Below are 25,320 nucleotides of genomic sequence, written 5' to 3'. Positions count from 1 at the left end.
GCACCCGTAGTGCTTTGAGTGAGAGTTAGTCGGCGAGGCGGCTAGCGAGCTCCGAGATCTTGTCGGGGCGGAAGCCCGACCAGTGCTCGTCTTCGGTAACCACGACGGGAGCCTGGAGGTAACCGAGCTCCTTAACCTTCTGCAACGCCGTCTCGTCTTCTGAAAGGTCGAGTACGTTGTACTCGATGCCTTTGCTATCGAGCGCCCGGTACGTCGCGGTGCACTGCACACATGACGGCTTGGTGTACACCGTGATGGCCATCTCACGCCCTCCTCTAAAATCCCACGTACCTCGCTTGAGGCACTACATATAGTGAACCACACCCGGGGCGACCACAACATGCAGTAGTTACATGGATGTAGTTTTCCACTCGATATCCCCCACTTTTGACCCCGACCTGGGGACAACTTTCGGCACGGTTCTGCCCCTCTGAGGGGTTATCCACAGGCGGATCACCCCAGAAGATTTTTCCTCCCCAGGCATGTCTCGGCGTGTCGCGCGGAGACCCGATTACAGCGCAATTGGCCATAACAGCTCCGTCCCGTCTGCTTCGAACCAGCGCATCATTAACATCGCGTCTGCGGCCGCCATCGTGCCCTCCGCGTGTGACCCCCGCAGCACCACCCGCACACGCTGCCCCGGGTACACCGTGCGCGGTAGCGACAGCCCGAGCATGCCCTTCCCGCGAGCGCGAAGCGCACCGAGTGCAGCGGCGTCGAACCACAGTGCTGCACCTCAATGACACCCGAGCGCGAGCGGGTCACTACCTGCCAGGGAACGGCCACCGCTTCGCTCGCGGGAATCTGCGCCTGCGGCGACACTCGGGGCGCCGCCTGCACTCGTGAAGTGAGTCGAAACGGGTTCATGAGGTGAGGTTATAGGGACCCTCGGACATTGACGGGGGTGTGGTGCTGGGCAGATCAGCGATCACACATGGTGGTAGGGGCGCCCCCAGAAATCTCCTGTGCACGGTACAACTGCTCCGCGAGGATCAGTCGCACCAGCTGATGCGGAAAGACGAGCTTCGACAGGCTCCACACGAAATCGGCGCGATCGCGCACGCGATCCTCAACCCCGTATGCCCCACCAATAATGACGACAACCGCGCGCCCAGCGTCGAACGCACCCTGCAGCGTCGCGGCAAGGGCGGGGGAATCGACGTTGCGCCCGCGCTCATCGAGCAGCACAACGAAGGCCCCGCGATCCAGCTTGGCGAGAATGCGCTCTGATTCTTCGGATCGGGCCGCATCACCCTCGCGCGCGGAGTGCGGCAGCAGCTGCCAGCTCACGTCGAAGGGTTTGCGCAGGCGCTTTTCGTAGCGCGCGATGCCCTCGGTCACCCACGACTCGTGTTTTTTGCCGACGGCGAGAATCTTGACGCTCACGAGACGCGCACCCCGTCGAGGTATTCGGCGATCCGCCCAATCGCCTCGGTGAGCACTGGCACGGTCGGCAGCGTGACGAAGCGCAGGTGATCCGGCGTCGCGAGGTTGAAGCCGCGGCCGTTGGTAACCAGCACCCGGGTCGCGCGCAGCAGGTCGATGACGAAGGCTTGATCGTCATCGATGGGATATTGCTCAGGATCCAGCCGCGGGAACAGGTACATGGCACCGCCTGGCAGCTCGCAACTCACGCCCGGGATCGCCGAGAGCAGCCGGTGGGCAGCGTCTCTCTGCTCGCGAAGCCTGCCGCCCGGGCACAGAGTTCGCCGATCCCGGTGTCATTTGTACCGTCGTTTGTGACCGCGGCGAGGGCGACCGGGATCGCGTGCTGCGCGGGCACATTCGAGCACATGCGCATGTTGGCGAGCAGCGTGAGACCCTCGAGAAAGTCGGTCGCGCGGTCGCGATTGCCCGAGATCGCGAGCCAGCCGGCGCGGTAGCCCGCGACCCGCTGCGCCTTCGAGAGCCCGCTGAAGGTGAGGCAGAGCGTGTCCCTCGTGTGGGCTGCCGCGTGCTCGTGCGTCGCGCCGTCGTAGAGGATCTTCTCGTAGATCTCGTCTGACATCAGCACGAGGCCGTGCTTTTCGGCGAGTCTCGCGAAGCCTCTGACGAGGTCTGTCGAGTAGACCGCGCCCGTCGGATTGTTGGGGTTGATCAGCACGATGCCCTTGGTTCGTGGGGTGACGAGCGCTTCGATGGCGTCGAGATCGGGCATCCAGCCGTTCGATTCGTCGCAGGGGTAGTGCACGGCGCGGCCACCGGAGAGGGTGACCTGCGCGGTCCAGAGGGGGTAGTCGGGTGAGGGGACGAGGATCTCGTCGCCGTCGTCGACCAGGGCCTGCAGCACGAGGGAGATGAGTTCGCTGACGCCGTTGCCTAGCATTATGTCGTTTGGCGTTACGCCTGTGATGCCTTTTGCCGCGTAGTATTGCGCGACCGCTTCGCGAGCCTGCAGGATGCCTCGCGAGTCGCTGTAGCCCTGGGCTGTGCTGAGCGCGCGTGCTACGGCTTCCCTGATTTCTGCGGGTGCCTCGAACCCGAACGGCGCCGGGTTGCCGATGTTGAGCTTGAGGATCTCGTGCCCCTCGCGCTCAAGCCGCTCGGCTTCTTGCAAGATGGGGCCGCGCACGTCGTAGCGCACCCCGCTCAGCTTTCGGGACTGGGTGATGAGGCGCACAAGTGGATTATTTCATGGGACTGGGGTTGACCAGTCTCTTGACCGCCCAGGCGAACTATGCAACTCTGAACATTCCGCCCAGTGAAGACGCAGGAGTCGAACATGAGCACCACCACCGAAACCTACGGCCCCAGTGACCAACAGCGAATCGACTACTTCTTCCCCGTCGACCCGACGTCTCATGGCAGCGTTGCGGTCTTGGTGCACGGTGGTTTCTGGCGAGAACAACACGACAGCTCACAGATGATCCCGTTAGCTACCTATCTCGTGCAGCACGGTTGGATCGTTGCCAACGTTGAGTATCGTCGCAGCGGCAACGGCGGTGACTGGCCCAACATACTTGACGATATCCACACGGCACTGCAGCAGGTTCGCGGCAGCCAGTGGGCGCAACAACCGGGTACCCGAATAGTAGCTATCGGACACTCTGCGGGAGGTCAGCTGGTGTTGCTCGCCTCGAGCATCAGCGATGCCACTGTGGCGCTCGCACCGGTGACCGATATCGCACGAACTCACCGTGAGAACCTGGGCGAGGGTGCCGTGCAAGAGTTCTTCGGTGCCTCACCTGCTGAGATCCCGGAGGTCGTTCGCGAGGCCTCACCCGCGCTCCAGTTACCGCTTCTGACGCCAATACTCGTGGTGCACGGCGATCAGGATCAACGAGTTCCCGTTGAACACTCCCGCGCGTATGTCGCATCGGCCACTTCCGCCGGGCGTTCGGCTGACTACCTCGAGATTGCAGGAGCAGAGCACTTCGGCATGATTGACCCAGCGGCCGGCCACTGGGCGACTGTTTTGGGGTGGGTTGACGGTGTGATTGCGTGAAGCGGGAGCGGACAGTGTTCTTTCGCTGACTTCTTGGCTCACTAGAAGTGATGGTCACTTCAGCGGGTTGGTTCCCTTGAGATTCAGCCTGTAATAGATCGATTCGCCCTCTCGGTGGGTTTCTTCGAGTCCTGATTTTCTGAGGACGCCTTGGGAGGCTGTGTTTGATGTTGTTGTGTCTGCGAGGATCGCGGATGCTCCTTCGGCTCTGGCAATTTCGACGGCCGCTTGCAGTGCTTCCGTGGCGTATCCCTTGTGGCGGGCGGATTCGACGAGGCCGAAGCCTACTGTGACGTGGCCTTGTTCGTCTGGCGGCCGAAAGAACCCGAGACCTCCAATGGCTTGTCCAGTTGCTCGCTCGCTGATCCGGTACATCGTGAAGGGGTGTGGTTCGTAGCCCGTTTTGGTCCTCTTGATGAGGCCCCTGAGCGGATCGATTTCGTCTTCCAACGGATAGTCGCTTGCCCAGTTATCTTCGGGGATCGGCGAGCACGCAACGATGCGGGCCGCTTCTTCGGCACTGATAGGGCTGAGGGTGAGGCGTTCTGTTTGGTGAGGGATGGTGTGGCCTATCGATAGCGGAGTGACTTGCGCTCGGGGTTGAGGTGGAGGAACCGCACGACCACGCCGACGATCATGCAGAGGAAGAAGGCGACAACAATGTCACCGGTCGCGATGGAGTAGTAAAGGATTCGAGTTAGCGCCGAGCCGATGAGGTCCTGGGGTCCGCTGCTCGCGAGCTGAGAGAACAGCGCGTATGCGGCGGCGAACACGAGTGTTGCGATGATCGATGAGAGGACGATTGATCGGAGGGTGAGGTGGCTCCGGAGTAAAAGTAGTGCCAAGCAGGAGAACAGGAGTATTGAGGCGGCTATGGCTGGCAAGAGGTGTTCTGGGACGCCGCCCGGTCCTGGCACAACCCAGGTAGAGAACGATGTTTGAAGGATCACCCCGGCAACGAATGCAAGCATCACCAGGGCACGCTTGCCGGTTGGCAGTTCTGTCCAGGCGATTGTGGGGGTCATTGCGGTTAGGACTCTTCACTCATTGGTATCAGCACCGCAGTATCCAATGCCGCGTCTAACGCATCACGAATGCGCTCATACTCGGAGCTGCCTGTAGTTGGCAGAGTGAGGAACGGGATCCCCGACTGTTGCAATATCTCGGCTTTGAGTTGATCTCGCCGAAGTTGCTCTGGCTTGTTGTCGTGGAAAGCAAAGCCGTTCACCTCGATTGCGAGCAATGGAGTCTTAGTCACCCCGTTGTAGACCACAAAGTCGAGTGAAGCCCGATTCTTCAAGTAGGCGGCCTGATCCGCCGTCAGTGTTGCACTGGGTGGAACGACAGTCTGAAGCAAAATTTGAGGTGAAACTGAGAGACCTAGGTACGCTTCATCTTCCAGAATGTCCTTCAGCACAGTCCAAATGATGTTCTCCGATTTGAATTTGCTCGGCCCTCCAATTCGTCTGGCAAGTTCAGATAGCTTCTCAGATTGTTTGCTGTAGAGCAGGTCGAATACCGATACCACCTTGCTGTCGGGCAACTCCCGCTCGGGATTCTGATATCTGATGTATCCAACAAGATCTCGCAAGTGCCGACTCTTGGGCAATAGGTCATTGTTGGTAACTAAAACGAAGCGTTCTACAGCTCTCGATACCGCCACGTTAACAAGGTGCGGATCGTCAACGAATCTAGTGCCGATCCTTCCCTGCCTTGTCTCATCAAGAACGGTACTCATGATGATGACCGGCTTTTCTCTTCCCTGATAGCGGTGCACCGTATCCGCTTCGATAGGGCCAGAATCTTCATTGAGGGAATCCGAAAGTTCGTTTGCCTGACGCCGATAAGGAGTCGTCACTCCGATGTCTTCGCGCGAGTATTTTGCGGGCAAATAGGGGATCACCTCGTCTTGAATTAGCTCAATCTCTCTGCGGTTAATACGACCTCCCGAACGAAACTGGCGCATATGGTTTCCTGGCGCGGTCGGGTTCAAAGCCAGCGCATCCTGCGAGGTGCCAATTTTAGAGTAGGAGATAAGCTCACCCCCGTAAAACTTTTGATTGCAAAAACCGATAATCGCGGGATCACAACGATAGTGCTCGCGCAACACGGTTCGGGGCAGTGCCTCTCCGTAAAATTCGATAAGCGAAGACAGCACGTTGTGCTCGAGATAGTCGAAGGCTGGATGCGGGGCATCCCCCGCTTGTGCAGCCGCGTCCTCGTTGGGAATGTGAGGAATCTGCCGCAGATCACCAACAATTACGACACGACGACACGACGCTAGAGCAAGTGCCGCAGTTGGTAAGTCGAGCTGTGAAGCTTCGTCAATAACGAGATAGTCGAGCAATCGCCCCTCATCGAGGCTGTTACGGAGCGAGTGGCAGGTGCTCAAGACGACGGGGTAGTCGGTGAGGAACTCACGCATCTTTCGCCGGTAGTTACGGGAGTCGTATTCTGGAGTATCCCGCGCGAAGTAACGGCGACGTAGGCCCTCGTTTAAGTAGGCCTTTGAGAGTTCACCCTGCGTCTTGATCAATTGCTTGAGATCTGCGTCGCGACATGCTTTTTCCAGGTGCTCGATCTGATTAGTCAGCTCTGTGCTTCGACGCTCATAGTATGCGCGATAGAGGCGAAGGACACTGTCTGTGCTGTCGATATCTACCCCTCGAAGCGAGCCAAACTTGATCAGCCACCGCAAATGTCTCACCCATTTGCGCAGGCGATTTCCCTCCTGAGGAAACTGGGTCTCTGCAAGAAACTCGAGAATGCGGTCAGAAGTGCGCTCCAGCAGGGCAACACCGTCGAGCTCAGGGAGATCTTCGCCATCGATCACTCGCTCAAAATGACGCTGTTCGAGCAGAAGGGCTTCGAGTTCTCTACGTAGACGTTGAAGTTCGCGCTCCTGCTTTTGATGCGCGTTAAGCGTTTGCTCGATCTGTTGCATTTGCTCAATTTGCGGCCGGTCTACAGTTGCAGCCCCGAGATAGGCCTGCAATTCTGCGTTGCGTGCAGCTTGATTCGCAAAGAACTCGTCCCGCTTTTCGCGGCGACCTAAATTGGCAAGTGCGAATCCGAATCCACCACCCGCCAGCTTGTCACGAACGTTATCAACGGCAGCGTTGTTGAAGGACACAACACCGATGCTCAACCCCGGTTCGGCGATGAGTGATCCCACCAGATTTGCGATGGTGTGAGTTTTGCCGGTTCCGGGTGGCCCGTCGATGACCGAGACCGAGTATCGAAGGGCATTCTTAACAGCACTTCGCTGGCTGAGGTTGGACCCAAAAGGATAAATTGGCGTTACGGCCGCTGCATCAGATTCTTCAAGGATCGGTTCGCCAGTGATCAGTCTGCCAAGCACGCTATCCGGATGCACTTTGTCGAGGCCTTCGTACGGAAACTGCAGTGGGTCGGGCTTTCCGCCTTTTGTCGGCAACGCAGCTACAATGCTTCGCAGATATGCAAGTAAGGGCTGGCCAAAATCAGAACTGGCCGCATCTTGAATGACTCGAACATCTTCAGCAGGGTATGAATAACGAGCCTCTACGTCGTTACGACGAGTAAAGACCTGAACATAGTCGCCTTCCGGACCAGGGAAGTACCAGACTTCAGTAACCCCTTCCCCCAAATCTCTCCTCTGATCTCAACCCAAATATCTACGCCGTGCGCCAAACAAGTTGGGTCTTGCAACGATGCAAAATTCTCCATCTTGTAGCTGTACCGTTTCGCCCTCCCAAGGTATTTGACTTGGACCTTACCCTCAGCATGCATGTAAACGTACTCTTCGACTTCTCCAGTCTTATCCTCAAGTGGGCCACCTCCCGGCCTCCTGGTAAGCACCATCTCGCTTCTCGGGTCGATCATAGTTTCCCTCGCTGAGCACTAAACAAAGACATCCATTTCACATCCTATGCGAAACAAAAATTGCGCATGCCGAGAAGAGTTAAGAGCCACTCATTTAGAAAAGCGACAATACACAAACAAACCGCCTCAATGAAGACCTTCCTTAGACCCCGACTTCGCTTAAAAAGCATGAAGGACGGTGGGCGCAACACGTAAGGAACGAGGCAAGCCCCAAAGCGTCAAGCCGGGCCTTGAGTTCTAGCGCGCCACCTTATACTTCTCATTCCGTTTTTGGTGTCGAAAAACGAAAAGTTAAATCTTGAATTAGCGCATCACACTTAAAAAGCTATGATCAGTTTTAGGTACGTACCGTCGCAAAGGAGCACTATGCCAACCGAAACAGCTGAACGTATTGCCAGTCTTGCAACGAAGATCACTCAGCAGCGCTCTTCGATCGAGACTGAAGAGGCAACCAAAAACGCGTTTGTTATGCCCTTCATTTCCCTCATCCTGGGGTACGACGTGTTCAACCCCAGCGAGGTCGTGCCGGAATTTACTGCCGATGTAGGCACCAAGAAGGGCGAAAAAGTCGACTACGCCATCGTGAAAGATGGAGACGTTCAGATCCTGATTGAGTGCAAACATATCGGAGCACCTCTCAACATCAAGCATGCTTCCCAACTGTTCCGCTACTTCGCGGTCGCGAATGCCCGCATTGCGGTGTTGACCAATGGCGACGAGTATCAATTCTTCACCGACCTCGACGCCCCAAACAAGATGGACGAGAAGCCATTCCTTGTTGTACAGGTTTCCGACATGGACTCGGCCCTTGTGCCTGAACTCAAGAAGCTCAGCAAAGACGCCTTCGATCTCGAGTCGATTATTAGCGCCGCCGAAGAACTCAAATACGTGGGCGAACTCAAGCGAGTGCTCGCGGCGCAGTTTGCATCGCCCGACATTGAATGGGTGAAGTTCCTCACGACCCGTGTTTATGAGGGCCAATTCACGCAGAAGGTCCGGGATCAATTCTCTGGCCTCGTCGCGAAGGCAACTATGCAGTTTCTTAGCGATCGGGTTAACGATCGACTCAAGGCGGCGCTCGGAGGGCAGGCTCCGGTCTCGGATAACACCTCTGTCTCTTCATCTGAAGCAAGTGAGCACGTGGCTGAGGCTTCTGTCGAGAACATCGAACGCGGTGACGGCATCGATACGACCCTGGAGGAAATTGAAGGGTTCCAGATCATCCGCGCGATCGCGTGCAGTGAAGTTCCCCCGGCTCGCATCGCGAGTCGCGATACGAAGAGTTACTTCGGTGTGCTGTTAGACGACAACAATCGTCGGCCTATCGCCCGGCTTTGGTTCAACACTTCACAGCGCTACATCGGCCTCTTCGACTCGGAGAAGGTCGAGACTCGGCACCCTATTGATTCGCTCGACGAGATCTATAAGTTCGCGGATCAGATTCGGGAGACTGTGCACTTTTATGAGTGATGTCATTCATGGCAATAATAGTTGCGCTGCAAGCTTGTAGAGAAAATGAAGAATCCAACCTTGAGATTAGTTAAATCATCTACATCAAAAATGAAGATTTCAAAAATTTAGGTATCGACAAGCAGAGGAGAGCCGGGCATGGCACTTAACGATGAGTTGGCAATTTGGGCAGCCACTCGACCAAACTGGCAGAAAGATGTTATCGCTCGCTTTTGTAAGAACGAGATACTTTCTCCTGACGACGTGATTGAAATAGCTGATCAGCTAGTCGGCGGAACCTACACAGCAATGCCCGATATTTTGGCAGCAGATATACCTGGATCGACAGCCTCGGGAGATTCCGTCATACTCTCTGAGGTCAGCGAAGTTGCTGGCATCAACGCCTTAATGCCTGACCAAATACTACCCATAGGCACGAACGGCCTCACCATCATCTTCGGAAACAACGCTAGTGGGAAATCCGGCTACGCGCGCCTTATCCGTGAGGCGGTAACTTCTCGGGTCAAGTCAGGTCAACTTTTAGGGAATGTCTTCTCGGAAAGCATGATCCCTCAGACCGCCACCATCAGTTATTCGGTCGGCTCGAAGGCAATGAGTTGGAGTCTGGGGGATCAAAAAAGTATCCATCTATCGCGCCTCCGTTTTTACGATGAAGACTGTGGCGAAGCCTACGTAACTAAAGCGTCCGAAATCAATTATCAGCCGTCCGCTCTCACAATCCTCGACCAGCTCTCGTCCGCTTGCGAAATACTTGCTTCGGAATTCAAAGACCGGCTCTTGGCCAATGATTCTGATCGACCGCAACTCCCGCTGCTCAATGCCGACACTAGCGCGTCGCGGTTTATGAAATCGCTTTCAGCAGATACGACCCCGGAAGCCCTGTCTGCCGCCATAACCCTTGGAGATGAGCACGACGCGAGATTGGCAAGATCTCTAACAGAGGAAGCGCGACTCAAAGGTAGCGATCCAAACAAAGAGAAGTCCAGGCTCACAGAGCTTTCACGTGACTGGTCAGTTATCGAAACACATACGAAAGAACTCGAATCTAGTCTGAACCAAGAATCACTGGAAGCTCTCATCGGCCAAAAAAAGCGAGTCGACCAGCTACGCGAAGCAGCACGAATCGCTTCGGCACAATCTTTTGACTCTGAATCCATTGTGTGTGTCGGTTCAGAAGCATGGCGCGCGCTTTGGGAGGCCGCACGTGAATTCTCGCTTGCTGATGCTTACCAGGACCACTCCTTTCCTTTCACCGGAGAAGATGCGGTTTGTGTGTTGTGTCAGCAGCCGTTGTCTGTACAGGCGGCGGACCGGCTCAAGCGGTTCGAAGCATTCGTAGCAGATCATATTTCTCGCGAAGCCGACGCTGCTGCTGCCTCATTCTCGACAGTCAAGGACCATCTCAATCGGCTCCAAACCCTTCCTCCCTCGGTTTCTTCCGCAATAAATCGACTAAAGGAGGGAGGGGAAAACATACAAGAAACGCTAGCCTGGCTAGATTCTTCAATGCAGACCGCAACAGTTGCTATCAAATGGATCGATGACGAGGACACGGCAGAACCGGACCCGATATTGGGAACAATTACCAAAGAAGTCGCCCTGAAGTCTCAGAAGTTGAAAGAGCTCGCCGGGAAAATCGATGCTGAGGAATTCACCGAGATCCTCCTAAGAACCAGCAAAACAGTAGCTGAATTGCAAGACTCGAAAGCACTAAGCGAGGCACGAGCAGCAATCGATATTGAGATTAAGCGACTCCGCCAACGCCGGGCGATTGAAAGCGCCCGCCGACAAATTGTAACGAACTCGATAACAAAAAAACGCGTTGAACTCACTGAGAAATACGTAACCCAAGAAGTTCAGAATCTCTTCAGGAGTGAAACTGAGCAGCTAGGACTCCGTCGCGTCACGCTTAACCACACGGGTCGCGGTAAAGAATCGGCCCTTGAGCATAAACCGAGCTTGCTAGACTCAAAACAAGATGCGGTTGTTGAAGTAGTCCTTAGCGAGGGGAGCAAACGGCACTAGGTTTGGCCGGCTTCCTCACGGAGGTCGAGTTGGATGCCTCACGTTCTGGGGTCATCTTTGATGACCCGGTCACTTCGTTGGATTCCGAGCGGCGGACAAAAGTTGCGGAGCGTCTTATTGAACTCGCTAAGCAACGTCAGGTCGTCGTGTTCACTCACGAAATCACGTTCGTGCATGCATTGAGGAAGGCGGCGAAGCGGCAATCTGTCGCAGTTAAGAGCTGTTCTATTCAACGGGTGGGCGAGGATCAGCCAGGACTGATAACCAATGATTTCCCTTGGTCAGCCCGTGACATTCCGCAACGCATTAATGGGTTGGAGTCTGAACTAGCCCGAATGAGGAAGCAACGAGCTGAGTTGACCTCAGAACAGTATGCCGACCAGATTGGATCGCTGGCTGGTCGTCTCTCGCAAACGCTGGAACGAGCAGTGAATCTTCACATTGTGAACGAACTGGTCGATCGCGGTTCAAATGAAGTTCGTCCAACAAAATTAAAAATTTTGCCAAAATTTAGCCAAGTTGACCATGACGAGTATCAGGCGGCCTATACGCAGATCTCGGGTTGGGCGACCCGGCATGACAATGCACCGGACGAGAACTACGTGCCACCAACAATCGACGAAGTCGAACGAGAAGTCCAGTGGCTGAAAGCGTGGCATGACCGCGTGAAAAGGTATGCCGCCTAAGGCAATTATCAGACTCCCAGATCGAATCCTGGGCTGAACTTTTCTTAGCCACAATTGCAAATGGAGCCCCTTGGCCCAGAAGCAACTAGATCAAGGGTTAAATCGATTTCCCAAAGTTACGATCCTGGTCTCAAGCCCCCACAAACCCTGCCCAGCCCCACCCGCTAGATTATGAGGGTGCCAATCGATCCCGTCGTACCCCTGCTTCGCGCGGTCACGAGACCCCTCGCTGGCACTCCGGATCTCGTCGCACTCGCCGATCCGAGCGACCCGCTGCTGTGGCTCCGCGGGGATCGCGGTTGCGTCGGCATCGGGGAAACACTGAGACTCACCTTCACAAGCCCCGACCGCTTCACCGAAGCCGCCAACACCTGGCGCGCGATCGCCAAGAACGCGCAGATCGACGATCCCGTGCAGATGCCCGGCACCGGGCTGGTCGCGCTCGGTACCTTCGCGTTCGCCGACCATAGCAAAGTCGAAAGCGTGCTGATCGTGCCGCGGATCCTCGTTGCACAGCACCGCGAGGCCGCCTGGATCACGGAGATCACCGAGATCACAAACTCGACCCATGCCGCAGAAGCATCAAGCCATGAAGCGCCCGCGATCCCCACCCCCAAGCCACAAAACCCCTGGCACGCCACAACCTTCGAGGCGGCCCCAGACACGGTCACCAAATACTTGGAAGGCGTCCGCAAGGCCGCCGAAACAATCGACAAGGGCAAAGCCGAAAAGATCGTGCTAGCCCGCCAGATCGCGGGCACACTTGCAGACGACGCGGACCTGCGCACACCGCTCAAGCGCCTCGCCGACCGCTACCTCGACTGCTGGACCTTTGCCGTCGACGGCCTCATCGGCGCGAGTCCCGAAACCCTCATACGCACCACCGACGGTGCGGTCTCAGCAAGGGTGCTCGCGGGTACACGAGGTCGACACCCGGAGTCCGACAAGCGCGACGCGCAAGCCCGCGACGAACTGCTCACGAGCGCCAAAGAGCAGCACGAGCACGCCTTCGCCGTGCAGAGTGTGGTGACCGCGCTCTCTCCGCACGTCAACGAACTGCGCACGAGCGAAGCGCCCTTCCCGCTCCAGCTGCCCAACGTGTGGCACCTCGCGACCGACCTCGGCGCGACGCTCAAGGAGCAGAGCTCGTCGCTCGAACTCGTCGACGCGATCCATCCCAGCGCCGCCATCGCGGGCACCCCGACCGCCACAGCGGTCGCAGCAATCAATAAGCTCGAGCCCTTCGACCGCGGCCGCTACTCAGGCGCTGTCGGTTGGATCGACGCTGACGGCGACGGCGAGTGGGTCATCGCGCTGCGCTGCGCGCAGGTCGAAAAGGCCGAGGGCGGCCAGCGCAGGATCATCGCCAGCGCAGGCGGGGGAATCGTTGCGGGATCGGATCCCGAACACGAACTCGGCGAAACGGTGTCAAAGTTCCGGCCGATCACTGAGGCGTTTGGGGATTAACTGTTTTACGAGGCTTGATCTACTCGGTCAAGCACTACCCTGCAAGGCTCGCAAAACGGGACTCGCCACAAAACCGGCAAGCTGTCCCTGCACTTTGAAATAAGTTCTGGTGCTACATGAACCTAGATTCCGACCACCTTTACAAGGGCGAGTTCTGGCCACTTTTCACAACTAACGCGAGTACATCTTTAGCCACCAGTCTTTGGATAGCGATTCTCAAGAGCCAGCCGCTTCCTGCAGATATCAAAAGACCATCCGCCGAATCAAAGATTCCTGTAAAACCAAGGCCGAGAAGTAAAACCGGATAGAGGACGACCTGACTCTCAAGTAGCACTCTCTGCCCAACCTTGCCGGTCAGGGCGGAGAGGGCCCACGCGAACTCAGGGACTAGCAGGAAAATCAGAAATATCCAGATCACCCTGGATCCAAAATTTGCTTCAATAATCGACGCCAGCAACACGAGACCAAATGCATCTCGACGAGTTAGCGCAGATCGGGAGGTCAATTCCCACTGCTTCTGCCAGAAACTCATATCTATAACCTGACAACACCGGTGATCTTACCGACGCCGTGCACCCCTAACATTTCTCATACGTGGCGGTATACATCATTGACTGTTCAGAGTACGGCGTGGACTCACCGAATGCACCTGTTAGGTCCACGCGCTTCATCTCCGATTGAGAGGCATAAGAGTCCAACGTCTCGACAGCTGTCAGGAGAGTCGTTTCGCGAAGCCATGTCGAAACAGTTCCCTCAATCCATACCTCCTCAATATCCCAAATGCCCGTTTTATCATCGATGGTAGAAAACCAAACTAGAGCCGTCTGCGACGCCGGATATCGAACCGTCATGGTACCCGCAGTCACAGAGACCATTTGTTGCACAGCTGTCGGATTGTGGCATTCGATGACAAACTTTCCTCCTCGTCGAAGCATCCTAGACGCGTTGGCAAATGCGGCAAATTGCGCGTCTGAGGACTGGATTTGAGGGAATGTCCCACCGACACAAAACACAACATCAACCGAAGAAGCCCGAATTGTCTCTTGGAGTTCACGCCAGGAGGTCACATCAGCGGCTACAGAGATAACTTGATGATTCAGATCACGCTCACGCAGTTTATCTAGCATTTCACTTGAGCCATCTACGCCAATATATTTGAGGGATTCCCCATATCGACGTCGCAATTCGGCGGATAGGGGAATCGCCACACGCCCTGTACCTACACCAAGCTCAACGACAGAGGCATTTTTGCCGTCTTCAAGAGCCTGCGCAATGCTGGCCCCTATCTGCGCAAGGTCACTAACAGGTGGAACCATTCGATCATAGATTTGGGCAAAACTCTCACCGTAGTCCTTGAACTCGATGGGCCGCATTCTTCACTCCTAAGTTAGTTGATTGCATAGTGCTTCGAGAGGAACAAAACTTCGGGTTCTTCTGCTTCGTCAAAACCGCCATCGCGAATTGCACACATCTGAAAACTCACTTCATTTCTTGCTCGTAGCTGAGCTTGACGCCTGGTGAAATTCTTTAGCGCGACGTATGCACCATCACTTGTAACAGTTGCTTCATGGCCACTAGAGAGGCTTCGCTGGAGGTCCTGAACTAGGTCAAACACAATTTTCGAATGCCTGCGTCCTGGATAGAACAGCGTTTGATACCACTTTTGGCCTCGAGAGGTTCTCAGTTCTTCCCAGTTCCCGACTTGCCCCCCAGCATCAATCAGCCTCCAAAGAATATAGAAATCATGGCGCGCGGGAACGGGCGCAAAAAAGCTCCACATCGGCAATATTCCAAGGAAATCAATGACTCGAAAACGCGCATATCTGGGGTTTGAACTCTGTTGAAACAGCGTGGCAACGAGAAGAACCACGAGGCTGGAAATAAGGCTGAAACTGCCCAATCTGTTTACTCTCAACGGAACTCATTTCCCGAGGAAACGAACAGCGAGATCTCGAGAGCGACCCGTGCTGCATGTGTCGATCGAAGAACCATGTCCATATGATCCCCATCAATAATTATTGGCTGTGAAGACGACGGATCTCCGTTCGTTGTCATTACTTCGCGTGCAATGTCGTCTTGAAGCTTCTTTAGTTCCGGCTTGTTATAGGTAGCTTCGGCAGCAAAAACTAGTCCTCTTGACCCTGGCGAGAAGAGTTGGGCTTTCTTCCTAAGTTTCGAATCGAAGAGTGACTTCAACTCTTTACGAGCCGAAGTCCAAATTTTCGAATCCCGTTGAGCAATATCAGCCCGTCGCCGGTAACTAGCTGGTAGTTCTGTTGTTGGAATTGCAGGCACCATAAGGGAGCCAAATCCGAGCTTCGCAATCACCTCATCTTTGCGGATTTGTGCAAGCATGTTGTCTTTTTCCCATTGGGGGAATACGCCGTCGTCAAATTGAGCAGGGTTTGTGGCGTCAAGAAGCATATACGCGTCAAAAAGGCTGGGGTGCTCCCAGGAAATTCGCCTTAGGACTTCCCCTCCTAATGAGTGCCCCACACCTACGACGAAAGAATCCTCAACTTGAAGCCGAGATAGCAAGTCAGCGAGATCCTCAGTAGCTCTTGCCATGCGGTCGTCTCCGCTTGCACGCCAGGCGCTTCCTCCGTAGCCCGCTCTCTCAACCAACAAAACACCACTATCGGGAGTGTGTGATTTCAGGTGAGCGGCGAGCCATGTATAGGCTTCCGCCGGCACTCCTAAGCCACTCAAGACAACAAAAACTGTCTTTACATTGCGGAAGTTTCCTGAGTACGCGATGCTATTCCCAGATTTCACGCGGACACGACTCCAAGTCGGAGGCGTTCTCAACAACAACTTTCGAACATACTTTGTAACTTGCAAGGCCAGGGCAGCAGATATCGCTGCTGCCCCAAACGCAACTGGGAGCCTGTCATCCCGAGTAGTCCTCAACGTCGATTTCGGAGAGGCAACGTAATGAATCGCGGGATGAAAACCACCAAACCCCCAAATAAATCGCTGCAAACGCATCGTTCCCCCGACAAATAGATGGAAGACCTTCGCGCTTACAGTAAATGCACGAGTAATAGCCGGGACAGGGAGTAGGGAAAGTGGGAAGAGTGTCTCCCAAATCATCACTCCCCAAGCCCCCAGCCGCGTTACTTTGGGGTATCTGACCGCCATCTTCCATACGAAACGATCCCCATAAGATCTCGTCCTCATAACACCGGCAATAGCAGAACCATCTCTCCAAGGTTTTCCGAATAGCTTTGCAACTCCGGCCACTGAATATGAGAGCACGCCTTGGAGGGCGACATACCAAATAGCAGAATCCTTGACCGCTTCGGATTTGGCGAACCTAGCTATGGAAGTACCTAGAAGAACTTGGGAACTTGAATGGTCCGACCCATCGCCGCCAGGAAGTCTGCGAATTCCAGCCACCATATGTGATGCAATTAACGCAACCCCGGCACCCCTCGAACGAGGTCACGGGCCCGCCCTGCCCTACCATTTGGCAAAAGCAAAGCGAGTCCCGCGCCTAGTCGCGCCACCTCCACACTGACAGCGATCCGTTTGCGACGAAAAAACTTCAGCAGCGCCGGGTACTGCGGGAGAACATTGGGACCCAAAACAAGTTGATCAACCCTCTCATCCACCGAGTCCAAGCCATCCGGTCCAAGTTCCCGATGTGCTATGAGCTTCTCAGATGCGGCAAGAACATTCGTGAAGGCCGCAAATCTTTCAGAAGCGGTGAGGGACTTCTCTCTAGTGGCAGCTAACCTATTTTTCCGTGATGATGCGCGCAAGATATGAATCAGCCTTCAGAGGAGAGTTTGCTTATGCTCTTCGAGTCGATCATGGGCTACACGACCATAGGCATTCATCACCTGGCATACAGCGGCTCCCGCCTGCCAACAGGCAGCAAAGTACCCGACAGTCATACCAATTACGGTAATAGCAGGAGTTGCCAGGATTCCTTTGGTACCTGAACTACCAATATGCATTTCGTCCTTACCCAGGAAGTCGAATTCAGAAAGGACGGCCGCAAGCCTCTGACTAGTCATCAGCCACCTCCTCTGCGAGAATGTCGGCACCTGGGCGGGTGAGAGGGCTTTGCATCCCCTTCGCAAGGGTAAAAAGCATCGCGGCACCAAATGCGACGGCGGCCACTGGTGTAGCCAAGGCCGGGACGCTGCCCCCGGTATGACGGCCACTTCTGGCTGACTAGCATCTTCAACAGCTTCAATGGACGCTGTCATTCGAGCTAAAATATCGTCTTTGATCACAGTCTCGCTTCTTTCTCTAATCAGAATCAGAGGTTCAACTTCATCGCCTTGCCGACGTAAGTTTCAACCGCTTCACAACTTAGAAAGATTTCTAAGTTGCATTTAAATTAACAAATGATTCCGAATAAGGCTAGAGCGAAACTTGATTCACAGAAAACTTGCTGGCAGACGGACAGCAGCTCCGCGAAACGGTGTCAAAGTTCCGGCCGATCACCGAGGCGTTTGGGGCCCAGGGATGGCGTTAGCCACACATTCAGTGCGAAAGCGGCAGCCTCCGCTCAAGCATGCGACTCTGACCGGGGCGATTCTGCGACTCGCAAGCTCGCGCAGAATGACAATGGGTACATCCCTACCCATAAACCTCGCGATACCGATCCCGAGCCGCGGGGTGCAGCGGCACCGCGCCCGTGTCAATCAGGCTCACGGGGGTCAAGAACTGCGCGCCCACCGATCCCTTCGGCACGAGCCTGCGCGCGTCGAACACGAGCGCATCAACGATGAGCCGGGCAATATCGTCAGGCAGGTCGGGGCTCGCGAGCAGCAGATTCGGGATGCCGAGTGTTGGTGTCGGCACCGTCGATCCGTAGACATTCGCCGGGATCGTCGATTTCAGGTACACGAGCGGATACTCCGCCTCGAGTGCCCCTGCCGCGGTCGACAGATCGAACAGGCGCAGCGGCACCTCCGCACTGAACTCCTCGATCTTGGGGGTCGACACCCCTCCCGACCAGAACATGGCGTCGATGCGACCCAACCGCAGCTCGCGCAGCCCGTCTTCCAAAGTGTGCTCGACCTGACGCGGGCCTCCGTCTGCCTCACCGAGACCCGCAAGATCGAGCACCCGGCGGGTCGTAAACGAGCTGCCGGATCCGCTCGCACCCGTTGACACCACCTTACCTCGCAGGTCCGACAGCCCTCGCAATGGGCCATCGGCAAGAACCGCACACTGCAGGTAGTTCTGGTACACCCGGCCAATCGCCACGTTCGTGCGTCCGCCCGCCGCGCGGCGCCCGTCGGCGAGACGCGCGTTTTCGTGTTCGCGCACGATGTCGGCCAGCGCAATCGCGAGGTCCGCTTCTCCGTCTTGCAGCAGTTGCAGGTTCTCGGCGCTGCCGTTGGTGGTGAGTGGCTCCAGCTGCGCCGCCACGCGCGCGGACCCCCAAACGCCGCCTGACGCGCGTCGATCAACCGCAGCACTCAGCAGCTCACCAAACTGCAGATAGATGCCGCCCGCCTCGCCGCACGCCATCTTCAAGCGGTGCACGGGCGATGCGGCACAACCCGCGAGGGTCGGGATCGCGCCCACGGCAAAACCACCAACCACACCGGCAAGCAGACCCCTTCGAGAAACTGAACCCGCTCCCGAGCCAACCCCACTCACAGCGCCCTCAACTCGATCTGCGTGCGCAGCCCGCCCTCTGGTGCGCGATCCACCGTCACAACCCCCTCGTTGCCATACGCGATCTGCTCCACGATTGCGTGCCCGAGACCGGTACCTGGTTGGTCGCGGTGCTGGGCAGCTCGCCAGAACCGCGTGCCAATCTGTTCGAGGTCGCGATCACTCAGACCAGGCCCTGAGTCCGAGACCTGCAGGATCACACGGCCATCCTCACGCCGCACCGCGACAGTCACCACCGCGCCAGACCCCGCATACTTTCCAGCGTTCTCCAGCAAAATCTCTACCATCTCTTCGAGGTCGCTCGGGTTGCACGCGATCCTTACCGGTTCCGCTTCCCCGACTAGAGAGAGCCGCACACCCGCTGCGGCGAGCGCGCGTCGGTGTGGCTCGACAAGCGTGGCGACGGAGACAAAACTCTCCTCGGGCGGGCCACCTCACTCTGCCGCCGACTCGCGCGATGCTCCGCGTGCGCAAACTTCAACATGCGCTCAAGCGTGGCTTCGAGGCGGTCAAGATCGTGCATGATCGCGGCAACGTCGTCGGCAGCCGTGTCATCAGCGCCAACGGCCGCACCGGGATCGCCGGCGGCTTCTCCGAGGGCAGCGTCGGCACCAACGCCACCGCCGCCCGGAGCAAGCGCATCAATCCGCAACCGAATAGCGGCCAACGGATTACGCAGCTGATGCGACGCATCCGCAATGAGCCCGCGCTGCTGCTCAAGCGCCGCCTCGACGTTGCGCGCCATCCGCTCAAACGAGGCGGCGAGCCGCCGCAGCTCGGGCGGCCCGGTCACTCCTGTTGGCTCCACCCGCCTTTGCTCGGCGAGCGCGTTCGCCGCAGCATCAAGCACCCGCACGGGCCTCAGCACCCAGCGACTCCACGCGACGCCGAGCACGAGCAATCCGGCGATCAGCATCAGGCCGACGCTGCCGAGCTGAATCCAGCCCAGAGTGACGTCTTGACGCGCCCGCTCCTGCGAGATGCCAATCGCAACAGCACCGGCCGAGACATTACCCTCCATCTTCAACGGGCGCGCGGCGACAACCCACGCGTCACTCCATGGGTACACAGTCGGCAATTCGAGCTGTGGGATCCCGCGCAGCGCGTCGCTCACGGCCGCGTCGGTGGCCTCTCCCTCAGGTGCCTGCCCGATTGAGGTCACCCTGGCCCCGGCACCGTCGACAACCAAAACGGGCTCCTGGTAGGTGTCATAAAAGCGCTCGAGGTATCGATCCAGCACCGCGAGATCGGCGTCCGATCCTGACCCGCCCGCCGACACCACAGCATAAGAACGCTGCACAATCTGGTCGAATGCCTCAACGCGTTGCCGCTCCAGTTGCTGAGTGCGCTGCTGCGCAATCGCCACCGCGGCCGGAACCACGAGCGCCCCAATCGCAACGAGCCCAAACACGAGCAGGGGAACCAGCAGCCTAAGCCTCACGCCGAGTGCTCCGGTCCAGGCGCTTCCAGGCGAAACCCAAATCCGCGAATCGTCACGATCCTCAGCATCGGCAATTTGTTGCGGATCTGCGCGAGGTGCACGTCGAAGGTGCGCGATTCAGCGGGGTAGTCGTCACCCCACACCCGCGCGACCAGGTGCTCGCGGCTCACTGCCGATCCCACCTTACGCGCCAGTTCAGCGAGAAGGGCAAACTCCGTAGGGGTCAGCTTGACCTCTTCGCCGCGAACGCTCGCGCGCTGTGCCTCGGGATCAACGCGTAGATCCCCCACCAACAACTGCTTCGAGACCTCGCGCGCGTAGCGACGCGTGACGGCAGAGATGCGGGCGAGCAACTCGTGCAGGCGCAGCGGCTTCACGAGATAGTCGTCGGCGCCGAGGCGCAGGGCTTGCACGGTGGATCGCTCATCGTCTCGTGCGGTCACCACGATCACCGGCAGGTCGCTGTGCTCGCGCAGTTTACGCAGCACGTCGATGCCGTCCATGTCTTCGAGCCCGAGATCGAGCATCAGCAGCTCGAACTCTCGGTGTCGCTCAAGCACGTCGACGCCGCGAGCCACGCGCGTGCAGCTGTAGCCGGCTTTGGTGAGCGCGCCCGAGAGTGCGGCCGCCACTGAGGGATCGTCCTCGGCGACTAAAACACGCATGTCAGCAGTTTAGCTTTTGCGCGCACCGCCGCGATCCCGCTACGTAAAGGAAGCGTTAAGGGCAGAGGCGGAGGCGCAGCCCGCAGCGAATACTGGGAAGACTACCTGAATAATCCCTCAAACCCGGAAGACGAGCACACCATGTCAACGACGACACTCACGTCGCCCACTCTGCGGCGATCCATCTCAAACACGCTGAAAGGATCGGCCGGCAACCTGGTCGAATGGTACGACGTTTACGTCTACTCAGTGTTTGCGACCTACTTCGAATCCCAGTTCTTCGCGGCCGACGAGAAGAACTCAACCATCTATGTCTGGGCCATCTTTGCGGTCACGTTTTTGATGCGGCCAGTAGGATCCTGGTTCTTCGGCCGCTTCGCCGATCGACACGGGCGACGCCGGGCTCTCGCCACCTCGGTGTCGGTGATGGCGGCGTGTTCGGCGATCATCGCCATCGCCCCGACGGCAGAGACGATTGGTGGCGGCGCAGTCGTCATCCTCGTGTTTGCCCGCCTCGTGCAGGGCTTCGCGACCGGCGGCGAGTACGGCACCAGCGCGACGTACATGTCTGAAACCGCCATCTCGGGTCGCCGCGGCTTCCTCTCGTCGTTCCAGTACGTCACGCTGGTCGGCGGCCACGTACTCGCGCAGTTCACCCTCATGGTGATGCTGCTCACGCTGACACCGGAACAGATGACCTCGTGGGGATGGCGCGTAGCGTTCGGGATCGGCGGAGTCGGTGCCGTGGTTGTGTTCTGGGTGCGCCGCACCATGGATGAGACACTGACCAGCTCGGATCTCGCCGCGGTGCGCACGGGAGAAGCCAAGCAGGCCGGATCCATGCGCGAACTCTTTGTGAACCAGTGGCGCCCCCTGCTGCTCTGCTTCCTGGTGACCGCCGGTGGCACCGTCGCCTTCTACACGTACTCGGTCACGGGGCCAAGTATCGTCAAGAATTCCTTCTCTGAAGGTGATGTGCTAGCGGGCACGTTCATTAACCTGATTGCGCTCATTATTCTGATGCTGCTGCAGCCGATCGGTGGCTGGCTCTCGGACATCGTTGGCCGCAAGACGCTGCTGGTGTTCTTCGGAATCGGCGGGCTCTGCTACACCTGGTTCCTGCTCACCTTCCTGCCCCAGCAGCAGAACCCGATGTCTGCGTTCCTGATCCTGGTCGGCGGCTTCATCATTCTGACCGGCTACACCTCGATCAACGCGGTTGTGAAGGCAGAGCTCTTTCCGACGCACATTCGCGCGCTGGGCGTCGGCCTCGGGTACGCGCTCGCGAACTCGGTGTTCGGCGGCACGGCCCCGATGCTGCACGCGGCGGCTGGCGAGAGCGGTCACCTCAACACGTTCATCTGGTACGTCATGGGCATCATTGCGGTGTCGCTCTTCGTCTACATCTTCTTCTTGAAGAACAAGGGAGCCAACTGGCTCGACAACGAAGACGAGATGCAGGCCAAGGTTGCGGGTGCTCAGGCTGCGCCACTTATCGGCGTAGAGGCTACGAAAGAGCCAGCCACTAACCCTTCACGCTAGATCGCTGAGGCTTCCGGTCCCGTTCCCGCGTCGCCGGGGCGGGATCGGATGTCGAACCCAGAGCTTGGCAGTTTCAGTTGTTAAGCATTCCTTAACGGCTCGCTACCGCTCCAGCGGAACCTCCACCAGCATCGGCCCGGCCACCGGCACCGTGAGCAACTGCTCAAGCTCACCCCGGGTCGACACGAGCCGGTACTCCCACCCATACGCTTTGGCCAGCGCTGAGAGCACCACCTTCTGCGGGGTGTACAGCACACGGTCAAATGCTGCCCGCGAAGCGGATGCCGCCACCTCAAGGCCGTCAAAAATCGTGCCGCCGCCGTCGTTGCCGACGAACAGTTGGATGCGCGGGCGATCCTCACCCACAGCGAGGGCCAGTGATCCGGCGTCGTGCAGTAGCGCTAGGTCACCGAGCAACACGCGGGTGGTGCCGACAGACTGGGCAGGATCCTCCGCGGCCTGGCTGGCCGCGGCTAACCCGAGGGCCGTCGCGACTGTGCCGTCAATGCCGGCGAGTCCGCGGTTCGAGCGCACCTCAAGACGGCGCGCGGGCGCGAGGCCGTCGAGCACCCGCACCAGGCGAGATGCCGCAAGCATGAGGCGATCATGCGGCCACGTCGCCCGCCATACACTCTCAACGAGCAGCTCACGGGTCACGGCCTCACGCATCACCGCGACCTCGGCGCGGGCGTAGGCGTTGCGCTCCTTGTAACCGGTCGCGAGAGCCGCATCAAGATCGGGTTCGTGCAGGGTGCTGCGCTCGCGCTGCAGGGCGCGATCCGCAACGACCCACGCTCCCAGCCAGCCGTGCAGAGAACGCGGATTGTGCTCATCGGCAACAATCGCGGATCGCATGATGCGAGCGCGGCGACCCGGGTTGAAGTGGTCCGTACCCGTGTGCGGGTCTACGACAATCACTTCGACGTCATCGCGTTTTAGCAGTGCAGGAACCTGTCTGGTCAGCGTGGGGTGCCCGAACACAATCGCCTGCTCAACAATGCCCCCAAGCTGGGGATCATCGAGCAGCGTCGAGTACGCGGTGATGGCCTCACGCCCAAAGCGCGCTCCGCTCACGACCTCGGCGAGCAGCGGGATTCCCGCCGCGTGCGCGAATGCCTCGGCCTCGGGCCCTGCACCCTCACCCGCAATGACGACGGCGAACGGAGGTTCGGCTGACTCAGGATCGGCGCCGCTCGACGCCGAGTCGCTCACAGCCCCGAACACAAATGACTCCGAGTCCGACCACTCGCCCAGGTGGATCTCCCAGCCCTCGGCGGTGCTTCGCTGCACGGCCCCGCGGGGCCGCTGAGCCGCCGCGTCGGCCGCATACACGGCATCCTCCGCCGCCTGCTCGAACCCGGCGGCGATCATCTCGTCAAAACCGGCCGTGCCTGAAAGTGGCTCAGCAAACGCCAGGTTCAACTGCACCGGACCCGCGGGGGCCCCTCCCGAAACGCCAACCGCTGCGGCGAGGGCGACGGCAGCAAGCGCGCCCGGATCCCGGCCCGAATCTCGCGCCAGATCACCATCATCGCCGAACTCAGGCGCGGGCACGTTCAACGACAGCCGCGCGAAGCGCTCAAACATTGCGGCCTGCGCCGTGGTCTGGTTGCTGCGAACACCGTGCAGCTCGGGGGGCCGATCCGCTGTGAGTAAGATCATCGGCACGCGCGCCTCGTGCGCTTCCATGACAGCCGGGGTGAGGTTTGCAACGGCGGTGCCGCTCGTCACAATGACGGGAGCTGGCTGACCAGTTTCACGTGCAACCCCGAGGGCAAAAAACGCCGCGGAACGCTCGTCAAAACGCACGTGCAGTCGGATCGCGTTCGCCTGCTCGGCAGCGGCAGCGGCAAGTGCGAGGGCCTGTGAGCGGGATCCGGGACACACCACAACATCACGAACTCCGCGGCGGATCAGCTCAGCGAGCAACTCCACCGCGAACATCGACGCTACTGCCGGTGTCGGCGATTCAACACCGCTCACTTGCGGGCCGCGCCCGCGTCGCCGTCAGGTTTTGGCTTGATCTCGGGATCGGTTGTATTCGCTTTACCGTCGCCCGGCTGCTGCGGGGTCGGATCCTGAGCCGCTGGTTTCTGGCCCTGTTGCGGAGCTGCATCTTGAGCCTTGGGCTGATCCTCACCCGGAAAAACCTCGTCGTCGAGTTCGCGAAGGCGGGCTTCGAGGTCACGCATGTGCTCGTCGACGGCAGCTTTCGACATGCGGGTTCCCGCGAATCGCGGGTCGTCGTCTGGCGGGGTGGGCCGCTTGGCTGCGGGGGCACCCTTACCGATCATGAACCACAACAAACCGCCGATCACGGGCAGTAGAACCACGATCACAACCCACACGGGTTTGCTCACTCCGCGCGCGCGAGCACTATCAGTCATCGCCGCATCGACCAGCGCATACAGCGTAAACGCTACGGCGATGACAATTCCGATGATCACGAAACGCACCATACCGCAATGCTACCCGTTCCACCTGGTATCGAGCGGGGCGTGCGAAGTCTCAGAAGGCCCGGGTAAACTCGGTCGGGTGAGTAACCCCCGTTCTGCCTGGTTCATATACATCGTGCTGCGTCTGCTCTTTTTTGCGGTGCCGTTTGCGCTGCTGATGTTGCTCGGGATCTGGCCGTGGCTCTCCGCGGTGTTTGCCGCTCTGATCGGGGTTTCACTCTCGATCATCTTCCTCGCAAAGCCGCGCGCAACTGCTTCCGAGAGCATCTATGACTGGCGCAACCGGGATCGCACCGCCGACGACATCATCGAAGATGACGCACTGGATGGGGTTGAGGATCCGGCGCCTGCTGCTGAGGCTGCGCCTGCTGCGGCAAGGGAGACCTCTGAGCCGGACGCCGAGGTCGATGTCGATGTCGCCGACGACGCTGGCGATCCCGCTCCCCAGGACGAGCAGGGCACGCACGCCTAGTAGCGCCCGCATAACTCACCACCGAGACTGCATCTCAGCGCCGAGATCGCGTTTTACCGCCGAGACTGCACCTCGATCTCGACATTGCAAGTCCTGTCTGCAGGCTCGGCGATGAACTGCAATCTCGGTGCCGAAACACCGCTC

Annotated in this window: 24 protein-coding genes and 2 pseudogenes; 7 read left to right on the top strand and 19 right to left on the bottom strand. The window is 58.2% G+C overall.

Translation table 11 applies throughout. The features are described from left to right. Positions 1–25 precede the first annotated feature (25 nt). The 4 genes and pseudogenes from nrdH to G7066_RS01680 form a co-directional block, all read right to left on the bottom strand. Entirely contained in the window at positions 26–262 is a 237-nt protein-coding gene (nrdH, locus tag G7066_RS01695; protein WP_166328557.1) for a glutaredoxin-like protein NrdH, read from the bottom strand. A gap of 249 nt (positions 263–511) precedes the next feature. Then, complete coding sequence (locus tag G7066_RS01690; RefSeq protein ID WP_166328555.1) at positions 512–676, bottom strand: hypothetical protein; 165 nt, start codon at positions 674–676, stop codon at positions 512–514. A gap of 252 nt (positions 677–928) precedes the next feature. Further along, positions 929–1,386: pseudogene (gene rlmH, locus G7066_RS01685) on the bottom strand (23S rRNA (pseudouridine(1915)-N(3))-methyltransferase RlmH). Then, a pseudogene (locus tag G7066_RS01680) lies at positions 1,383–2,620 on the bottom strand (pyridoxal phosphate-dependent aminotransferase). The pseudogenes rlmH and G7066_RS01680 overlap by 4 nt, the downstream one beginning before the upstream one ends. A gap of 102 nt (positions 2,621–2,722) precedes the next feature. Here G7066_RS01680 and G7066_RS01675 point away from each other — a divergent pair. After that, on the top strand, positions 2,723–3,445 hold the full coding sequence (locus G7066_RS01675; RefSeq protein WP_166328553.1) for an alpha/beta hydrolase family protein: 723 nt from the start codon (positions 2,723–2,725) through the stop codon (positions 3,443–3,445). A 54-nt stretch (positions 3,446–3,499) separates the two neighbouring features. Here G7066_RS01675 and G7066_RS01670 read toward each other — a convergent pair whose 3' ends face one another. The 3 genes from G7066_RS01670 to G7066_RS01660 are packed head-to-tail and all read right to left on the bottom strand — an operon-like array spanning position 3,500 to position 7,073. Next, positions 3,500–4,006 carry a GNAT family N-acetyltransferase gene (locus G7066_RS01670; protein ID WP_280116284.1) on the bottom strand — a complete coding sequence of 169 codons (507 nt, stop codon included), beginning with the start codon at positions 4,004–4,006 and terminating at the stop codon, positions 3,500–3,502. Positions 4,007–4,014: 8 nt separating this feature from the next. Next, positions 4,015–4,470 carry a hypothetical protein gene (locus G7066_RS01665; RefSeq protein WP_166328551.1) on the bottom strand — a complete coding sequence of 152 codons (456 nt, stop codon included), beginning with the start codon at positions 4,468–4,470 and terminating at the stop codon, positions 4,015–4,017. Between the two features lie 5 nt (positions 4,471–4,475). Then, on the bottom strand, positions 4,476–7,073 hold the full coding sequence (locus G7066_RS01660; protein WP_166328549.1) for an AAA domain-containing protein: 2,598 nt from the start codon (positions 7,071–7,073) through the stop codon (positions 4,476–4,478). Positions 7,074–7,675: 602 nt separating this feature from the next. Here G7066_RS01660 and G7066_RS01655 point away from each other — a divergent pair. The 4 genes from G7066_RS01655 to G7066_RS01640 all read left to right on the top strand — a co-directional run bounded on the left by G7066_RS01655 (position 7,676) and on the right by G7066_RS01640 (position 12,957). Further along, positions 7,676–8,779, top strand: coding sequence for a type I restriction endonuclease (locus G7066_RS01655; RefSeq protein ID WP_166328547.1), 1,104 nt, complete (start codon positions 7,676–7,678; stop codon positions 8,777–8,779). A gap of 138 nt (positions 8,780–8,917) precedes the next feature. Continuing rightward, the gene (locus tag G7066_RS01650) at positions 8,918–10,804 is read left to right on the top strand and encodes an AAA family ATPase (RefSeq protein WP_166328545.1); all 1,887 of its coding nucleotides are present in this window, start codon (positions 8,918–8,920) and stop codon (positions 10,802–10,804) included. 29 nt (positions 10,805–10,833) lie between these two features. Then, complete coding sequence (locus G7066_RS01645) at positions 10,834–11,490, top strand: hypothetical protein (RefSeq protein ID WP_205881499.1); 657 nt, start codon at positions 10,834–10,836, stop codon at positions 11,488–11,490. Positions 11,491–11,667: 177 nt separating this feature from the next. Beyond that, positions 11,668–12,957, top strand: a complete 1,290-nt coding sequence (locus G7066_RS01640; protein WP_425280746.1) for an isochorismate synthase — start codon at positions 11,668–11,670, stop codon at positions 12,955–12,957. 139 nt (positions 12,958–13,096) lie between these two features. Here G7066_RS01640 and G7066_RS01635 read toward each other — a convergent pair whose 3' ends face one another. The 10 genes from G7066_RS01635 to G7066_RS01595 all read right to left on the bottom strand — a co-directional run bounded on the left by G7066_RS01635 (position 13,097) and on the right by G7066_RS01595 (position 20,706). After that, positions 13,097–13,489, bottom strand: a complete 393-nt coding sequence (locus G7066_RS01635) for a hypothetical protein (RefSeq protein WP_166328542.1) — start codon at positions 13,487–13,489, stop codon at positions 13,097–13,099. A 46-nt stretch (positions 13,490–13,535) separates the two neighbouring features. Further along, entirely contained in the window at positions 13,536–14,330 is a 795-nt protein-coding gene (locus tag G7066_RS01630; protein WP_166328540.1) for a class I SAM-dependent DNA methyltransferase, read from the bottom strand. 14 nt (positions 14,331–14,344) lie between these two features. Beyond that, positions 14,345–14,857 (bottom strand): hypothetical protein, encoded by a 513-nt coding sequence (locus G7066_RS01625; protein WP_166328538.1) that lies wholly within the window; start codon positions 14,855–14,857, stop codon positions 14,345–14,347. 11 nt (positions 14,858–14,868) lie between these two features. After that, entirely contained in the window at positions 14,869–15,732 is an 864-nt protein-coding gene (locus G7066_RS01620; protein WP_166328536.1) for an alpha/beta fold hydrolase, read from the bottom strand. A gap of 1,004 nt (positions 15,733–16,736) precedes the next feature. Further along, positions 16,737–16,979 carry a hypothetical protein gene (locus G7066_RS01615; RefSeq protein ID WP_166328534.1) on the bottom strand — a complete coding sequence of 81 codons (243 nt, stop codon included), beginning with the start codon at positions 16,977–16,979 and terminating at the stop codon, positions 16,737–16,739. Continuing rightward, entirely contained in the window at positions 16,972–17,097 is a 126-nt protein-coding gene (locus G7066_RS16755; protein ID WP_280116184.1) for a hypothetical protein, read from the bottom strand. The genes G7066_RS01615 and G7066_RS16755 overlap by 8 nt, the downstream gene beginning before the upstream one ends. Before the next feature lie 453 nt (positions 17,098–17,550). After that, a complete protein-coding gene (locus G7066_RS01610) occupies positions 17,551–18,582 on the bottom strand; it encodes a TAXI family TRAP transporter solute-binding subunit (protein WP_166328532.1) in 1,032 nt (343 codons plus the stop codon). Next, complete coding sequence (locus G7066_RS01605) at positions 18,579–18,956, bottom strand: sensor histidine kinase (RefSeq protein WP_166328530.1); 378 nt, start codon at positions 18,954–18,956, stop codon at positions 18,579–18,581. Before G7066_RS01605 ends, G7066_RS01610 begins: the two co-directional genes overlap by 4 nt. Continuing rightward, positions 18,941–20,041, bottom strand: coding sequence for a histidine kinase dimerization/phospho-acceptor domain-containing protein (locus G7066_RS01600; protein WP_166328528.1), 1,101 nt, complete (start codon positions 20,039–20,041; stop codon positions 18,941–18,943). Before G7066_RS01600 ends, G7066_RS01605 begins: the two co-directional genes overlap by 16 nt. Continuing rightward, complete coding sequence (locus G7066_RS01595) at positions 20,038–20,706, bottom strand: response regulator transcription factor (RefSeq protein ID WP_166328527.1); 669 nt, start codon at positions 20,704–20,706, stop codon at positions 20,038–20,040. Before G7066_RS01595 ends, G7066_RS01600 begins: the two co-directional genes overlap by 4 nt. A 141-nt stretch (positions 20,707–20,847) precedes the next feature. Here G7066_RS01595 and G7066_RS01590 point away from each other — a divergent pair, with 141 nt between their 5' ends. Further along, on the top strand, positions 20,848–22,248 hold the full coding sequence (locus tag G7066_RS01590; protein ID WP_166328526.1) for an MFS transporter: 1,401 nt from the start codon (positions 20,848–20,850) through the stop codon (positions 22,246–22,248). 102 nt (positions 22,249–22,350) lie between these two features. On the opposite strand, the gene menD is transcribed toward G7066_RS01590, so the two are convergent. After that, a complete protein-coding gene (menD, locus tag G7066_RS01585) occupies positions 22,351–24,192 on the bottom strand; it encodes a 2-succinyl-5-enolpyruvyl-6-hydroxy-3-cyclohexene-1-carboxylic-acid synthase (protein ID WP_166331849.1) in 1,842 nt (613 codons plus the stop codon). 35 nt (positions 24,193–24,227) lie between these two features. Further along, positions 24,228–24,707, bottom strand: a complete 480-nt coding sequence (locus G7066_RS01580; protein WP_166328524.1) for a PLDc N-terminal domain-containing protein — start codon at positions 24,705–24,707, stop codon at positions 24,228–24,230. 76 nt (positions 24,708–24,783) lie between these two features. Between G7066_RS01580 and G7066_RS01575 the strand changes: the two genes are divergently transcribed. Continuing rightward, positions 24,784–25,176 carry a DUF4229 domain-containing protein gene (locus G7066_RS01575; RefSeq protein ID WP_244303152.1) on the top strand — a complete coding sequence of 131 codons (393 nt, stop codon included), beginning with the start codon at positions 24,784–24,786 and terminating at the stop codon, positions 25,174–25,176. Positions 25,177–25,320: the final 144 nt, after the last annotated feature.

Origin of the sequence: Leucobacter coleopterorum (assembly GCF_011382985.1) — a bacterium.
Classification (GTDB): Bacteria; Actinomycetota; Actinomycetes; order Actinomycetales; family Microbacteriaceae; genus Leucobacter; species Leucobacter coleopterorum.
This window is presented reverse-complemented; position numbering and strand designations above follow the sequence as displayed.